The 15,081-nt window shown below is 58.8% G+C and carries 10 protein-coding genes, 2 tRNA genes, 1 rRNA gene and 4 pseudogenes; 6 read left to right on the top strand and 11 right to left on the bottom strand.

Annotation, left to right across the window (positions count from 1 at the left end; all coding sequences use genetic code 11):
* Positions 1-45 precede the first annotated feature (45 nt).
* From EIO60_RS13600 to EIO60_RS13580, 3 pseudogenes are all read left to right on the top strand, one after another.
* A pseudogene (locus EIO60_RS13600) lies at positions 46-1,357 on the top strand (MFS transporter).
* Positions 1,358-1,432: 75 nt separating this feature from the next.
* Positions 1,433-2,182 (top strand): annotated as a pseudogene (locus EIO60_RS16905) (LysR family transcriptional regulator); the annotation flags it as partial.
* Positions 2,183-2,368: 186 nt separating this feature from the next.
* A pseudogene (locus EIO60_RS13580) lies at positions 2,369-3,361 on the top strand (aldo/keto reductase).
* Positions 3,362-3,420: 59 nt separating this feature from the next.
* On the opposite strand, the gene ilvC reads toward EIO60_RS13580, so the two are convergent.
* On the bottom strand, positions 3,421-4,896 hold the full coding sequence (ilvC, locus tag EIO60_RS13575; RefSeq protein ID WP_258577110.1) for a ketol-acid reductoisomerase: 1,476 nt from the start codon (positions 4,894-4,896) through the stop codon (positions 3,421-3,423).
* A 161-nt stretch (positions 4,897-5,057) separates the two neighbouring features.
* On the opposite strand from ilvC, the gene ilvY reads away from it, so the two are divergent.
* Positions 5,058-5,939 (top strand): HTH-type transcriptional activator IlvY, encoded by an 882-nt coding sequence (ilvY, locus tag EIO60_RS13570; protein ID WP_258577109.1) that lies wholly within the window; start codon positions 5,058-5,060, stop codon positions 5,937-5,939.
* On the opposite strand, the gene ilvA is transcribed toward ilvY, so the two are convergent.
* The 6 genes from ilvA to ilvL form a co-directional block, all read right to left on the bottom strand.
* A complete protein-coding gene (gene ilvA / locus EIO60_RS13565) occupies positions 5,940-7,490 on the bottom strand; it encodes a threonine ammonia-lyase, biosynthetic (protein WP_258577108.1) in 1,551 nt (516 codons plus the stop codon).
* Positions 7,490-9,340 carry a dihydroxy-acid dehydratase gene (gene ilvD, locus EIO60_RS13560; RefSeq protein ID WP_258577107.1) on the bottom strand — a complete coding sequence of 617 codons (1,851 nt, stop codon included), beginning with the start codon at positions 9,338-9,340 and terminating at the stop codon, positions 7,490-7,492. The genes ilvA and ilvD overlap by 1 nt, the downstream gene beginning before the upstream one ends.
* A 61-nt stretch (positions 9,341-9,401) precedes the next feature.
* A complete protein-coding gene (locus EIO60_RS13555; RefSeq protein WP_258577106.1) occupies positions 9,402-10,331 on the bottom strand; it encodes a branched-chain amino acid transaminase in 930 nt (309 codons plus the stop codon).
* An 18-nt stretch (positions 10,332-10,349) separates the two neighbouring features.
* Entirely contained in the window at positions 10,350-10,607 is a 258-nt protein-coding gene (ilvM, locus tag EIO60_RS13550) for an acetolactate synthase 2 small subunit (RefSeq protein ID WP_258577105.1), read from the bottom strand.
* Positions 10,604-12,250, bottom strand: a complete 1,647-nt coding sequence (ilvG, locus tag EIO60_RS13545; RefSeq protein ID WP_258577104.1) for an acetolactate synthase 2 catalytic subunit — start codon at positions 12,248-12,250, stop codon at positions 10,604-10,606. The genes ilvM and ilvG overlap by 4 nt, the downstream gene beginning before the upstream one ends.
* A 150-nt stretch (positions 12,251-12,400) precedes the next feature.
* Positions 12,401-12,499: an ilv operon leader peptide gene (gene ilvL / locus EIO60_RS13540; RefSeq protein WP_258577103.1), complete on the bottom strand. Its 99-nt coding sequence runs from the start codon at positions 12,497-12,499 to the stop codon at positions 12,401-12,403.
* Between the two features lie 361 nt (positions 12,500-12,860).
* Between ilvL and EIO60_RS13535 the strand changes: the two are divergent.
* Positions 12,861-13,365 (top strand): annotated as a pseudogene (locus tag EIO60_RS13535) (magnesium chelatase subunit ChlI family protein); the annotation flags it as partial.
* 27 nt (positions 13,366-13,392) lie between these two features.
* On the opposite strand, the gene EIO60_RS13530 reads toward EIO60_RS13535, so the two are convergent.
* Positions 13,393-13,731: a MaoP family protein gene (locus tag EIO60_RS13530; protein ID WP_258577102.1), complete on the bottom strand. Its 339-nt coding sequence runs from the start codon at positions 13,729-13,731 to the stop codon at positions 13,393-13,395.
* Between the two features lie 119 nt (positions 13,732-13,850).
* Between EIO60_RS13530 and hdfR the strand changes: the two genes are divergently transcribed.
* Entirely contained in the window at positions 13,851-14,675 is an 825-nt protein-coding gene (hdfR, locus tag EIO60_RS13525; RefSeq protein WP_258577101.1) for an HTH-type transcriptional regulator HdfR, read from the top strand.
* Positions 14,676-14,769: 94 nt separating this feature from the next.
* On the opposite strand, the gene EIO60_RS13520 is transcribed toward hdfR, so the two are convergent.
* The 3 genes from EIO60_RS13520 to rrf all read right to left on the bottom strand — a co-directional run.
* Positions 14,770-14,845, bottom strand: a tRNA-Trp gene (locus EIO60_RS13520).
* Positions 14,846-14,854: 9 nt separating this feature from the next.
* Positions 14,855-14,931: transfer RNA gene (locus EIO60_RS13515), tRNA-Asp, on the bottom strand.
* Positions 14,932-15,006: 75 nt separating this feature from the next.
* Positions 15,007-15,081 (bottom strand): 5S ribosomal RNA (rrf, locus tag EIO60_RS17180); the annotation flags it as partial.

Here is a 15,081-nt window from a genome sequence, read left to right as displayed (position 1 = left end):
AGGTGCGTAATATTCCCTGTCTCTATTTACAATTAAGAAACAGTTATGCAAGCCTCCATCACAGAACCTCTGAAAAAGTCACAAGACGATACGCCAATGAACTCGCGCGGCAAAGTCGTGGTGGCCTCGCTGGTCGGTACGGCGATTGAATTCTTCGACTTCTATATTTACGCCACCGCGGCCGTCATTGTTTTCCCGCATATTTTTTTCCGCAGGGCGATAACACCGTGGCGACGCTGCAGTCGCTGGCGACCTTCGCCATCGTAGCACGCCCGATCGGTTCCGCCGTGCTCGGCCACTTCGGCGACCGCGTCGGACGTAAAGCGACGCTGGTGGCGTCGCTGCTGACCATGGGCATCTCGACGGTGGCGATCAGGCTGCTGCCCGGCTACCAGTCGATCGGCGTGGCGGCACCGCTGGCTGGCGCTGGCGCGCTTCGGCCAGGGGCTTGGCCTCGGCGGCAAATGGGGCGGCGCGGCGCTGCTGGCGACGGAAAACACGCCGGCGAAAAAGCGCGCGCTTTGTGGCTCCTTTCCGCAGCTCGGCGCGCCTATCGGCTTCTTCATTCGCCAACGGCACCTTCCTGCTGCTCTCCTGGCTGCTGACCGACGAGCAGTTTATGCTGAGGGGCTGGCGCGTGCCCTTTATCCTCTCGGCGGTGCTGGTGCTCATCGGCCTGTATGTGCACGTTTCGCTGTATGAAAGCCCGGTGTTCGCCAAGGTGCAGAAAGGGAAGAAGCAGGTACAGGTGCCGATCACTGTGCTGCTAAGCAAGCATCTGACCGCGACCATTCTCGGCACCTTTATCATGCTGGCGACCTATACGCTGTTCTACATTATGACGGTCTACTCCATGAGCTACGGCACTGCACCCGCGCCGGTCGGCCTCGGCTTCTCGCGCAACAGCTTCCTATGGATGCTGATGGTGGCGGTCATCGGCTTTGGCGTGATGGTGCCGATCGCCGGTCTGCTGGCGGATCGCTTTGGCCGTCGTAAAACCATGATCGTGATTACGCTGATGATTATCGCCTTCCTGCTCCCGTCGATGCTTAATTCCGGCTCGCAGGCGCTGGTGATGGCCTTCCTGCTGCTCGGCCTGAGCGTGATGGGGCTGACCTTCGGTCCGATGGGCGTGCTGCTGCCGGAGCTGTTCCCGACGGAAGTGCGTTATACCGGCGCCTAATTCTCCTATAACCTGTCGTCGATTCTTGGCGCGTCGGTGGCGCCCTATATCGCCACCTGGCTGAACGCCAACTACGGCCTGCAGGCGGTAGGCTACTATCTGGCAGCGATGGCGGTGCTGACGCCGATCGCCTGCAAAGAGACGCGCCATCAGACGCTCGATGAAGCGGTGTAACCACGCACGACCCGGCTGAGGGCGAGTTTTTTATGCCGCGCTATAGTGCGTTTTTTCACTCTCAGGAAAAGCGCGATGGCGACTGCAGCCTCTCTGTTCGACCGCCACCTTCCCAGCGTTAAGCAACTCCAGTGTTTTCTTGCCGTCGCGCAGGAGCTGAATTTTCGCCGGGCCATCGAGCGCCTCAACATGACGCAGCCGCCGCTGACGCGCCAGATCAAAAGTCTGGAAGCGCGGCTGAACCAGCAGCTGTAAGCCGCACCACGCACGAGGTATGCCTGACGGAGGCGGGGTCGCGCGCTGGCGCGCAAGGCGGAGAGCATTCTGCGCGATCTCAGCGCCCTGCATGCCGATCCGCTGCTTAATCCGCCGCGTCTGCGCATTGGCCTAACGCGCATGCTTAATTTCGAACGCATTAAGCCGGTTGGCGCGCGGCTTGCTCAGCTGGGCGCCCGTGATGAGATCGATTCGCCCGATTTAACTCCGTCCAGCTGTTGCAGCGCCTGACGCAAAATCGCCTGGATATGGCGCTGACGGGGGGGGGCGGGCCGCGAAGAGAACGTTCACTATCGCTGGCTCTGCCGCGAGCCGCTGCTGCTCGCCATGCCTGCCGCGCATCCCGCCAGCCAGCACGCCCAAGTTTCGCTTGAGCAGGTCAACGACTTGCCGCTTCTCTGGTTTCCGCGCAGCGCCAATCCGGCGTTTTAGGATAAGTGCGAGCAGGCGTTTACCGCGATGGCGACGCCGCTGAAGCGGGTCAAAGAACCAGAGGATTCGCTGGCGATGCTGACTCATATCGCCCGGGGCCAGGGCGTGGCGCTGATGCGTCGCTACCCGGTGCGACGACGTGCGCCCGGCGGTGCGCAGGCGCAACGCCTGCTGTGCGACAGCGCCGCTGACGACGCCCCGCCGCCCGCTTCCTGATACCTTTTCAGCATCACAAAAACGGCAATTCCTCACGTATCGTCCTATTGGAACAATCGGGATCTGACCTGAACACAGAAGAGCGCAATGAGACACCGTTATTTAACCTCCGAACTGCCGGTCAGCGCCATTGGCTACGGCGCGATGGGGCTGAGCGAATTTTACGGCGAAGCGGATGACGTCAGTCGCTGCTGCTGCTGCAGAAGCTGATCGAGCTGGATGTGACCTTTATCGACACGGCGAACCAGTATGGCCGCGGTCACAATGAAGCACTGATCGGCCGCTTTCTGGCCGGGCTGGATAACGCCACGCGCGACCGACTGACCATCGCCACCAAGTGCGGCATTTATCGCGCGCCCGATGCCTCCTACGCCCGCTCCATCAACAACGAGCTGACTATATCACCTGCTGCTGCCACGACTCGCTGAAGCGCCTTGTCGTGGAGCGCATCGATCTCTTTTACCTGCACCGCATCAGTCAGGCGACGCCGATCGAAGAGTGCATGGTGTGCCTCAGCCGCCTGGTGCAAGAGGGCAAGATCAACCACGTCGGGCTGTGCGAAGCCTCCGCTACCACCCTGCGTCGGGCGCACGCGGTGCATCCCGTCGCCGCGTTGCAGACGGAGTATTCGCTGTGGACGCGCGACGTCGAAGCGGAAATTTTGCCGACGCTAAAGCAGCTTGGCATTGGGCTTGTCGCCTATCCCCCTTTGGGACGCAGCTTCCTGACCGGAAAATACCGTCATAACAGCGACTTTGCCGTGGATGATTTTCGCAAAAAAAATCCGTGCTTTCTGCAGGGCAGCCTCGACCACTATGCCGCGCTGCTGGAAGCGGTACGCCCGCTGACGGAGAAGTTCCGCTGTACATCAGGTCAGATCGCGCTGGCCTGGCTGCTGGCGCAGTATGAAAAGCTGGTGCCAATCCCCGACACCAAACGCGTTCACTATCTGACGGAGAATGCGCAGGCGGCGAATATCTCGCTGGAAGAGACGATATCGCGCTGCTGAATCAGGTTCATCACCAGGTGCAGGGCGGCGAGCGCTATAGCGAAGAGGGTATGAAGGGCGTTAACGGCTGACGGCGACAAAAAACCCCGGCAAGCCGGGGTTTGTTTATGCTGAAAAGTGGCGCAGGCGTTTAGCCAGCAACGGCGATACGCTTCATGTCGGTCATGTAGCCGCGCAGCTTACGGCCGACCGCTTCGATCGGATGCTGGCGAATCGCTTCGTTGACGTCGCGCAGTTGCGCGTTGTCCACCTGCGCGCCTTCGACCGCGCTGCCCAGGTCGCCCGGCTGCAGTGTGGTCATAAACTCCTGCAGCAGCGGAACTGCGGCAAAGGAGAAGAGGTAGTTGCCGTACTCGGCGGTATCGGAGATCACCACGTTCATCTCATACAGACGCTTACGCGCGATGGTGTTGGCAATCAGCGGCAGCTCGTGCAGCGATTCGTAGTAGGCGGACTCTTCGATAATGCCCGCGGAAACCATGGTTTCGAACGCCAGCTCAACGCCTGCTTTCACCATCGCTACCATCAGCACACCTTTATCATAGTACTCGTGCTCTTCGATTTTGCCCTCGAACTGCGGCGCGGTTTCAAACGCTGTTTTGCCGGTCTCTTCACGCCAGGTCAGCAGTTTTTTGTCGTCGTTGGCCCAGTCTGCCATCATGCCGGAGGAGAATTCGCCGGAGATGATGTCGTCCATGTGCTTCTGGAACAGCGGCGCCATGATCTCTTTCAGCTGCTCTGACAGCGCATAGGCGCGCAGTTTCGCCGGGTTAGAGAGGCGATCCATCATGAGCGTAATGCCGCCGAACTTCAGGGATTCGGTGATGGTTTCCCAGCCGAACTGGATCAGTTTTTCGGTGTAAGCCGCGTCGTGACCTTCCGCCACCAGCTTGTCGAAGCAGAGCAGCGAGCCCGCCTGCAGCATGCCGCACAGAATGGTCTGCTCGCCCATCAGGTCAGATTTCACTTCTGCAACGAAAGAGGATTCCAGCACGCCTGCGCGGTCGCCGCCGGTGGCTGCCGCCCAGGCTTTGGCGATCGCCATGCCTTCGCCTTTCGGATCGTTTTCCGGATGTACGGCGATCAGTGTCGGTACGCCGAAACCGCGTTTGTACTCTTCGCGCACTTCGGTGCCCGGGCATTTCGGCGCCACCATCACCACGGTGATGTCTTTACGGACGGTTTCGCCCACTTCCACAATGTTGAAACCGTGCGAGTAGCCCAGCGCCGCGCCGTCTTTCATCAGCGGCTGCACCGCCTGCACCACGGCAGAGTGCTGTTTGTCCGGCGTCAGGTTGACCACCAGATCCGCCTGCGGGATCAGCTCTTCATAGGTGCCGACCTTAAAGCCGTTCTCGGTCGCCTTGCGCCAGGAGGCGCGCTTCTCGGCGATCGCTTCGGCGCGCAGCGCGTAGAAGACGTCCAGACCGGAATCACGCATGTTCAGGCCCTGATTCAGGCCCTGCGCGCCGCAGCCCACGATGACCACTTTTTTCCCTTTCAGGAAGCTGGCGCCGTCGGCGAATTCATCGCGCGCCATAAAGCGACATTTGCCTAACTGCGCTAACTGGTTGCGCAGATTCAGTGTGTTGAAGTAGTTAGCCATGGGCACTCCGGTCATATGTTGTGTTTGCTTTTGTCCTGTAACGATGCTGCCAGCAGCTCCGCGAATGACCCCATCATATGACAGGAAATCTGTTGCTTAAATTGATATATTAGCAAGGGCACATTGCAAAATTTGCAACAATATCTTAGGGGTCAACGCGTATGGATTTACGAGATCTGAAGCTATTTCTTCATCTGGCGGAAAGCTGCCACTTTGGCCGCACCGCGCGCGCCATGCACGTCAGCCCGTCTACGCTATCGCGCCAGATTCAGCGCCTTGAAGAGGATGTAGGCCACGCGCTGTTTCTGCGCGACAACCGTACCGTGACCCTGACCGAAGCGGGCGAGCGGCTGCGCCAGTTCGCGCAGCAGACTCTGTTACAGTACCAGCAGCTGCGCCACGTCATGGATCTCAACGGCCCGTCGCTGAGCGGCGAGCTGCGCCTGTTCTGCTCGGTCACCGCCGCCTACAGCCATCTGCCACCGATTCTGGATCGCTTTCGCGCCGAGCATCCGCAGGTGGAGATCAAGCTCACCACCGGCGACGCCGCTGACGCCATCGAGATGGTGCAGTCCGGCGAGGCGGATCTGGCGATCGCCGGGCGTCCCGAGTCGCTGCCCGCCAGCATCGACTTTACGCCGCTGGGCCTGATCCCACTGGTGCTGATCGCCCCGGCGCTGCCCTGTCCGATTCGCAGCCAGGCGACGCAGGAGCAGCCCGACTGGGCGCAGATCCCCTTTATCCTGCCCGACCAGGGGCCGGCGCGGCGCGGCATCGATCTCTGGTTTCGCCGCCGCCGCATCCCCAACCCGCTGATTTACGCCACGGTGTCGGGTCATGAGGCGATTGTGTCGATGGTGGCGCTCGGCTGCGGCATCGCGCTGCTGCCGGACGTGGTGCTGGAGAACAGCCCGGAGCAGGTGCGCAATCGCGTGTTGACGCTGGAGAACGTAGAATCGTTGGCGCCGCTGGAGCTGGGCGTGTGCGTACAAAAAAAGCGGCTCGGGGAGCCGCTGATTCACGCCTTCTGGCACCTGCTGTAGCTACTGCCCGGCGAGGAAGAAACGGAACGCCGGGTTGTTGGCCTCGTCGTGGAAGTCATAACCCAGCTCGTTGAGGTAGGTCTCAAAATGCGGTTCGTTGTCGCTGATCTCAAATGCCGCCAGCACGCGGCCGTAGTCGGTACCGTGGCTGCGGTAGTGGAACAGCGAGATATTCCAGTGGGTGCCGAGGGTCTGCAGGAACTTCAGCAGCGCGCCGGGCGCCTCCGGGAACTCAAAGCTGAACAGGCGCTCGCGCAGCGGCTTCGACGGACGTCCGCCCACCATATAGCGCACGTGCAGCTTCGCCATCTCATCATCGGAGAGGTCTACCACCTGATAGCCGCCCTGGATAAGCTGGCTGATGATCTCGCCGCGCTCCTCCAGCCCGCGCGTCAGGCGCACACCGACAAAGATGCAGGCGTTGTTGGCATCAGCGTAGCGATAGTTGAACTCAGTCACCGCCCGTCCGCCCAGCGTCTGGCAGAACTTCAGGAAGCTGCCCTGCTGTTCCGGAATGGTCACCGCCAGCAACGCCTCGCGCTGCTCGCCCAGCTCGCAGCGCTCGGAGACGTAGCGCAAGCCGTAAAAGTTGACGTTGGCGCCCGACAGGATATGCGTCAGCCGCTCGCCCTTGATGTCGTGCTGCTGGATATATTTCTTCATGCCCGCCAGCGCCAGCGCGCCTGACGGCTCCGCGACCCCACGCACGTCTTCAAACAGATCTTTCATCGCCGCGCAGATAGCGTCGCTGTCGACGGTGATGATGTCATCGAGATATTCCTGGCACAGGCGGAAGGTTTCGCTGCCGATGCGCTTCACCGCCACGCCTTCGGCAAACAGCCCGACGCGCGGTAGATCCACCGGCTCGCCCGCTTCCAGCGCCGCCTTTAGGCAGGCGGAGTCTTGCGACTCCACAGCGATCACCTTAATTTGCGGCATCAGCTGCTTGATCAGCACCGCCACGCCCGCCACCAGCCCGCCGCCGCCGACCGGCACGAAGACGCGATCAAGATGCGCGTCCTGCTGCAGCAGCTCCATCGCCAGCGTGCCCTGACCGGCAATCACCGCCGGATGGTCGAACGGCGGCACAAAGGTGTAGCCCTGCTGCTCCGCCAGCTCAATCGCTTTGGCTTTCGCCTCGTCGAAGTTGGCGCCGTAGAGATAAGCCTCACCGCCAAATGCGCGCACCGCATCAACCTTGATATCCGCCGTGGCTACCGGCATCACAATCAGCGATTTGATGCCGAGCCGGCTGGCGGAGAGCGCCACGCCCTGCGCGTGGTTGCCGGCCGACGCCGTCACCACGCCGCGCGCTTTCTGCTCTTCGTTCAGCCCGGCAATCATCGCGTAGGCGCCGCGCAGCTTGAAGCTGTGCACCGGCTGGCAATCCTCGCGCTTCACCAGAATGGTGTTGCCGAGACGCAATGAAATTTTTTCCATTTTCTGCAGCGGCGTCACCTGTGCGACTTCATACACCGGCGAGCGCAGCACTGCGCGCAAATATTCCGCGCCGCAGGGCGACGCGGGTAGCGGTTGGGCCTCAGCCATCATTAGCCTCCCAGTTTGCTCTTGTCGCGCACCGCGCCTTTGTCGGCGCTGGTGGCGAGACACGCATAGGCGCGCAGCGCGAATGACACCTGACGCATGCGGCCGTGCGGCGTATAGGCCGCCTCGCCGCGCGCTTCTTCCTCTTCGTGACGCGCATGCAGTTCGTTGTCTGGCACCGCCAGCTTAATGCTGCGGTTCGGGATATCGATTTCGATGATGTCGCCATCTTTCACCAGCGCGATGGTGCCGCCGCTAGCCGCTTCCGGCGAGGCGTGACCGATCGACAAGCCGGAGGTACCGCCGGAGAATCGGCCATCGGTGATCAGCGCGCAGCTTTTTCCGAGGCCCATCGACTTCAGGTAGGTGGTGGGATAAAGCATTTCCTGCATGCCCGGTCCGCCTTTCGGCCCTTCGTAGCGGATAACCACCACGTCGCCCGCCACTACTTTGCCTCCTAGGATCGCCTCAACCGCGTCATCCTGGCTTTCATAAATCTTCGCCGGGCCTTTGAAGGTGAGGATCTCTTTGTCCACGCCGGCGGTTTTCACGATGCAGCCATCTTCCGCCAAGTTGCCGTAGAGCACCGCCAAGCCGCCATCCTGCGAATAGCCGTGTTCGCGGGTGCGGATACATCCCTCAGCGCGATCGTCATCCAGCGTGTCCCAGCGGCAATTTTGCGAGAAGGCCTGCGTGGTGCGGATGCCCGCCGGACCGGCGCGGAACATATCCTTCACCGTCTGGTCTTTGGTCAGCATGATGTCGTACTGATCGAGCGTTTCGCGCATCGTCTGCTGCAGAATATTGCGGGCGCTGGTGTCGATTAGACCGGCGCGATCCAGCTCGCCGAGAATGCCTATTACGCCGCCGGCGCGATGCACATCTTCCATATGGTATTTCGGGGTGCTCGGCGCCACTTTGCAGAGCTGAGGCACTTTGCGCGACAGACGGTCGATATCGGAGATGTTGAAGTCGATATCGCCTTCCTGCGCGGCGGCCAGCAGGTGCAGAACGGTGTTGGTGGAGCCGCCCATGGCGATATCGAGCGTCATGGCGTTTTCAAAGGCCGATTTGGTGGCGATGTTGCGCGGCAGCATGTTCTCGTCATCCTGCTCATAATAGCGCTTGGTCAGGCTCACGATGCGCTTGCCGGCATTGATAAACAGCTCTTTGCGGTCGGCATGGGTCGCCAGCAGCGAGCCGTTGCCCGGCTGCGAAAGGCCCAGCGCTTCGGTCAGGCAGTTCATCGAGTTGGCGGTGAACATGCCGGAGCAGGAGCCGCAGGTCGGACAGGCGGAGCGTTCGATCTTCTCGCTGTCGGCGTCGCTGACGTTGGGGTTGGCGCCCTGAATCATCGCGTCGACCAGATCCAGCTTAATGATTTTTTCGGAGAGTTTGGTTTTCCCCGCTTCCATCGGTCCGCCGGAAACGAAGATCACCGGAATATTGAGGCGCAGGGACGCCATCAGCATCCCCGGAGTGATTTTGTCGCAGTTGGAGATACAGACCATGGCGTCGGCGCAGTGCGCGTTAACCATATATTCTACCGAGTCGGCGATCAGCTCGCGCGACGGCAGTGAATAGAGCATGCCGCCATGGCCCATGGCGATCCCGTCATCCACCGCGATGGTGTTGAACTCTCTGGCCACGCCGCCCGCTGCTTCGATCTGTTCGGCGACCAGCTTGCCGAGATCGCGCAGGTGTACGTGGCCTGGAACAAATTGGGTGAATGAGTTGACCACGGCGATAATCGGCTTGCCGAAATCGGCGTCGGTCATTCCTGTCGCGCGCCACAAGGCACGGGCACCTGCCATGTTGCGGCTATGGGTGGTGGTGGCGGAACGGTACTTAGGCATGCTCTGTTTACTCCAGTCTGAAAAATGACGCGGGCACTGCTGCACCCACGTTACTGTCTTATTATGGGTTAACCTGATCCAGCCAGCCGTATTTGTCTTCGGTTTCGCCAGTGAACAGGCCGAAGAAGGCTTTCTGGATTTGCGTGGTTACCGGGCCGCGCTTGCCCTCGCCCACCTGAATGCCGTCGACGCTGCGCACCGGAGTGATCTCGGCGGCGGTGCCGGACATAAAGATTTCGTCAGCCAGATAGAGCGACTCGCGCGACAGCACCTGCTCGCGCACTTTGATACCCAGATCCTGCGCCAGCTTGATGATGGCGTCGCGGGTGATGCCCGGCAGTGCGGAAGAGGTAAACGGCGGCGTAAACAGGATGCCGTCTTTCACTTCGAACAGGTTTTCGCCCGCGCCTTCGGAGATGTAGCCGTTGGTGTCGAGCGCGATGCCTTCCTGATAGCCGTGGCGGCGCGCTTCGCTGCCCACCAGCAGTGAGGAGAGGTAGTTGCCGCCCGCTTTGGCCGCGGTCGGCAGGGTGTTCGGTGCAACGCGGTTCCAGGAGGAGACCATAGCGTTGATGCCGTTCTCCAGCGCTTCCGCGCCTAGATAGGCGCCCCACGGGAAGGCGGCAATAATTACGTCGGTAGTGTAGCCGTCCGGCGGGTTGACACCCAGGCCCACGTCGCCAACAAACGCCAGCGGACGGATGTAGGCGCTTTTCAGATTGTTGTCACGCAGCACTTTGCGGGTCGCTTCCGTTAGCTCTTCAACGCTGTATTTCAACGGGAAACGGTAGATTTTGGCGGAGTCGTGCAGACGCTGCATGTGTTCACGGTGGCGGAATACGACCGGGCCTTTGTATGAGTCGTAGCATCGCACGCCCTCGAACACGGACGTGCCGTAGTGCAGCGCGTGAGACATGACGCTGACCTTCGCCTCTTCCCACTTTACCATCTCCCCGTTGAACCAAATAAAGTCTGCTTTCTTCGTGCTCATTCTTATTTCCTTTCGCGACTAAGCGCGGATTTGTTGTGTTGCATGTTGTTGGATCTGGACGCACGCGACATCCATCAGTTTGCTTAACTGCGAAGACAGCAAATCGACTGAACGCTGGCTGGCAACGGTCATTTCGATATTCACATTCTCGGCGTTAGCCACTGTTGCCATATTCATCGCACAGACTTGAAAGCCGCGATGGCGGACGATGCGTAAAATGCGCTCCAATATTTCAGGACGAAAGCGGGCTTCGATAGACAATTGATGCTGGTTCATACGGTTTTCTCCATCATGTTTGCGTTGCTAGCGCCAGGCGGCACCAGTGGCCAGACGTTTTCATGCTCATCAATCGCAACATGCAGGAAGTAGGAACCTTCGCTGTTCAGCAGAGCATCAAGTGCGGCGTCGACCTCGTCTTTACGGGTAATACGCTGGCCGGGAATATCGAACGCGCTGGCCAGCGTCAGAAAATCGGGATTGTCGGTCAGAATTGTTTCACTGTAGCGACCATCGAAAAAGAGCTGCTGCCACTGGCGCACCATGCCGAGACGCTGGTTATCCAGCAACAGGATTTTTACCGGCAGCTTTTTGCGCTTGATGGTGCCCAGTTCCTGAATGTTCATCATGATCGACCCATCGCCCGATATGCAGATCACGGTATCGTCAGGACGGGCGACCTGCGCGCCGACCGCGGCCGGCAGGCCGAAGCCCATGGTGCCGAGGCCGCTGGAGGTGATGAAGTTCTCCGGTGCGCGGAAGTTCATATGCTGCGCGGTCCACATCTGGTGCTGGCCGACGTCGGTGGTAACCACGGAGCTGACCGGCAGGCGGTCTGACAGCTGCTTCAGAAGCAGGGGCGCATAGATCGCCTCGCCGGGATGATCGTAGCGCCAGGTGAATTCCGCCTTCATCGCTTTGACTTCGCTACGCCAGCCGTCGATGTGCAGCGGCATGCTCAGCGCCGGCAGCATCTGATTCAGATCGCCCTGCAACGAGACGTGGGCGCGGCGCAGTTTGTTCAGCTCCGTCGGATCGATATCGAGATGGATGACGCTGGCGTGCGGCGCGAAGGTGTCCAGCTTGCCGGTCACGCGGTCGTCGAAGCGCGCGCCGACGGCGATCAGTAGATCGCTGGACTGAACTGCAAGGTTGGCCGCTTTGGTGCCGTGCATGCCGAGCATGCCAAGGTAAACGTCGCTTTCGCTATCGGCGCTGCCCAGCCCTTTCAGCGTGCAAACCATGGGAATGCCGGTCTGCTGCGCCATTGCGCGCAGCGCGGGCACTGCCTGCGCCATGCCGACGCCGCCGCCGATATAGAGTATCGGCTTTTGCGACTGCGCCATTAGCGCGCGCGCTTCTTCAATATGCTGTGGCGAATGCGCGGTCTGTTCTTCAACCGGCAGCAAGTGCGGCGTCAACTCGCCGCTGGCGATTTGAATGTCTTTTGGAATATCAACCAATACCGGGCCGGGACGGCCTGACTGCGCGATGGCGAAGGCTTCCGCCATTACGGAGGGCAAATCATCCAGCGATTCAACCAGAAAGCTGTGTTTAGTGCAGGCCAGCGACAGGCCTAATACGTCAATCTCCTGAAAGGCGTCGGTGCCGATAAACGCCGAAGAGACCTGCCCGGTGATGGCGACGACCGGTACGGAGTCCATAATTGCGTCGGCCAGACCGGTGATTAAGTTCGTCGCGCCAGGCCCGGAGGTGGCGATGCAGACGCCGGTTTTTCCGGTCGCGCGGGCATAGCCGATCGCCGCAACCACCGCGCCTTGTTCATGACGACACAGTAGGTGTTCCACGCCGCCATCGTAGAGCGCATCGTACACTGGCATGATGGCGCCGCCAGGATAGCCAAATACGGTTTCGACACCCTGCACGCGTAAAGCCTGAACTACCCACTGTGCACCTGTCATGTGTTATTCTCCTGTATCCTTAGGGGAACAACAGAATCTTATGCTACTGCTCACTGTTTGCTCCCCGGTAATTAGCCTGATATTTGCACTGGTCGAAAAAAACCCCCGGACCTTTCGGTGCGGGGGTTTTCGAATTCCAGGCTTGATTTTTTAAGCCTTTCTTTCTCCAAGCATAGCCCCGCACGATGGGTTAATAATTACCACCATGCTAATCACGACTAGGCTAACCACTTGTAGAAGGGCTTTCATCTGTTGTCTATTTTTTCATTTGTTCGAAGTAATACCTACAGACCTATCACAGTTACGGGTGCCGTGACAACTTTTCCATCAGATTTTTTTATGCCTGCGCGCGCCGCCAGACGATATCCCGCTGTAAAGCAAGGCTTATTCTAGATGGTGATAAATATTCATCACGACCGTGCCACAACCATAAACAGTCAATTTGCGAGCAGTGCTGAAGAAAAATGTAGCTGGCTGTATTAGCGCCCTCTTTATTTCGGCGGGCCTTAGCATTGTGACTATCCGCAGTAGCCCCCTTGCCGCGAGTAGTTCACCATCGCTGCATTAAGGAGCGGTTATGACACTATCCAGAGTACTGACCCGGGCGGCGATAGGTGTGGAGAATCCCAGCCCAACCGGACATTATCAGGGTCAGCACTGTCGCTGTTCGCCTCAGCAGGCGCTGCGCTATTTAAGGAAGCTTTCCGGACCTTTCCTCGATCGCTTGGTCTGTCGATAGAGGTACCTCTGCTGCCGAGCGGAACCTTGAGCAATCGACCAGCTGCCGGGGAGAGCTCAGCCAGCGTAGGTGAACGTGTAACAGCGGCGCGCGATCAGCAGCTGGCGCGCGAAGGGAAAATCAATGCGCATCTCAATAACCGAGAGATTAGAAAATGGTGCGATATTGCTAAGGATGATGAGGAGAGGCTAGAGACAATACTTAATCAGCTGGGGCTTTCCGTACGCGCTTGGCAGCGTATTCTGAGGGTCGCGTGCATTATTGCCGATCTGACCGGCGCGGAGAGTATTGGCCGTATGCATCTTCAGGAGGCGATGGGCTATCGTACTATTGATCTGATAGGCTGAAGATTTATCTGCATCGTAACCTGGAATAAAAAATGGAGCTTAACGCCCCATTCTGTTTAATCATCGCTGTCGCTGTAATCTTCCACGCTGTCCATCTGCGGCTTGCCGCCTGACAGGGTGTGAAAGCGCTTCGGACGCTTAATGCGAGCAGTATATTTAAACCATACTCGCTCAGCTTCGGTTTGCGGCTCACGCAATCCACGACATACTTCCAGAAACTGATGTTCTTCTGCGGTTATCGGCTTACGCTTCGCTAAATCGAGTTCGTTGAAGGCGAAACCATGACGTTCCAGCAGTTGGGCTTCTTTAATGGTGAAGTCACCATGGCGCGAGAACCCGCGCGGATAATGTTTGTTATCAAAGAAACGATTTGTGGTTGAGAAGCTTTCCGCCATCTTACACGCTCCTGATTCTCTTATGGCCGAGCTATTAATGGCGCGGAGTATTAGATAGGCTTGACAGAGTGTAAAACAAAACATTTAAATCTATACGACAAACATTTTGGGAGAAAACTGTGGATACGGAATTACTGAAAACTTTCCTGGAAGTGAGCAGAACTCGCCATTTCGGGCGCGCTGCCGAAGCACTTTATCTCACGCAGTCCGCCGTCAGTTTTCGCATCCGTCAGCTGGAAAATCAGCTGGGCGTTAACCTTTTTACTCGTCACCGCAATAACATACGTCTGACATCGGCAGGCAAACGCCTGCTGCCCTATGCGGAAAGTCTGATGAGTACTTGGCTGATGGCGAAGAAAGAGGTATCGCATACGCAGCAGCACCATGAGCTGTCGATAGGGGCCAGTGCGTCGCTGTGGGAGGCTTATCTGACGCCGTGGCTGCAAACGCTCTATGAGGACCGGGAGAGTCTGCATCTTGAAGCGCGCGTAGCGCAGCGTCATTTGCTGGTTAAGCAACTTCATGAACGGCAGCTTGATCTGCTGATTACGACTGAAGCGCCCAAAATGGATGAGCTGACCAGCCAACAGATTGGCCATATCTCTCTGGCGCTTTTCCGGGCGCGTAAAACTGAAAAACGAGAAAAGTATGACTATATCAAGCTGGAATGGGGCGCTGATTTTCATCAGCATGAGAGCTACCTCTCCGGCGGCGATGATGTGCCGGTTTTGACCACCACTTCGGCACAGATGACGCGCGAGCTGCTTTATACGACAGGCGCATGCGCCTTTTTACCGGACTTCTGGCACAGCTTGTACAGTGATCTGATGATAATTCCGGATACGCCAGTAGCCGTGCGTCCGTTATATGCGGTATGGCTGCAGAACAGCGATCAGCAGGCGCACATTCGGCAGTTGCTTAAGTTTCCCGTACTGGCGCGCTGACAGGCGTGAGTGAGGGCTAAAACGAGGCTGATCCAATCGGCCTTTTTTATTGGATAGCAGGAAAACAATCCTTTGCTTCGGCATTGTTTTTTTCTGGCAGGGGCGGAGGGACTTGAACCCCCAACACCCGGTTTTGGAGACCGGTGCTCTACCAATTGAACTACGCCCCTAAATTAGGGTGGCGGTGCGGACGGGACTCGAACCCGCGCCCCCCGGCGTGACAGGCCGGTATTCTAACCGACTGAACTACCGCACCACCGAATACTGCTGCTACCAGCGGAGTCTCGCTGATAACCGGTGTCTGCCCTCGCGGGCAGGTACCAAACTGAATGCCTGGCAGTTTCCTACTCTCGCGTGGGGAGGCCCCGCACTACCATCGGCGCTACGGCGTTTCACTTCTGAGTTC

The sequence above is a fragment of the Candidatus Pantoea persica genome (assembly GCF_013753875.1).
In the GTDB taxonomy this organism is placed as follows: domain Bacteria; phylum Pseudomonadota; class Gammaproteobacteria; order Enterobacterales; family Enterobacteriaceae; genus Pantoea; species Pantoea persica.
The sequence above is the reverse complement of the archived record's forward strand: the minus strand, read 5'-3'. Positions and strand labels throughout refer to the sequence as shown.

What these genes read in the sequence shown, in the direction of transcription:
- ilvC (WP_258577110.1), bottom strand. Translation starts at nt 4,896, where the DNA reads ATGGCTAACTACTTCAACACACTGAATCTGCGCAACCAGTTAGCGCAG.
- ilvY (WP_258577109.1), top strand. Translation starts at nt 5,058, where the DNA reads ATGGATTTACGAGATCTGAAGCTATTTCTTCATCTGGCGGAAAGCTGC.
- ilvA (WP_258577108.1), bottom strand. Translation starts at nt 7,490, where the DNA reads ATGATGGCTGAGGCCCAACCGCTACCCGCGTCGCCCTGCGGCGCGGAA.
- ilvD (WP_258577107.1), bottom strand. Translation starts at nt 9,340, where the DNA reads ATGCCTAAGTACCGTTCCGCCACCACCACCCATAGCCGCAACATGGCA.
- EIO60_RS13555 (WP_258577106.1), bottom strand. Translation starts at nt 10,331, where the DNA reads ATGAGCACGAAGAAAGCAGACTTTATTTGGTTCAACGGGGAGATGGTA.
- ilvM (WP_258577105.1), bottom strand. Translation starts at nt 10,607, where the DNA reads ATGAACCAGCATCAATTGTCTATCGAAGCCCGCTTTCGTCCTGAAATA.
- ilvG (WP_258577104.1), bottom strand. Translation starts at nt 12,250, where the DNA reads ATGACAGGTGCACAGTGGGTAGTTCAGGCTTTACGCGTGCAGGGTGTC.
- ilvL (WP_258577103.1), bottom strand. Translation starts at nt 12,499, where the DNA reads ATGAAAGCCCTTCTACAAGTGGTTAGCCTAGTCGTGATTAGCATGGTG.
- EIO60_RS13530 (WP_258577102.1), bottom strand. Translation starts at nt 13,731, where the DNA reads ATGGCGGAAAGCTTCTCAACCACAAATCGTTTCTTTGATAACAAACAT.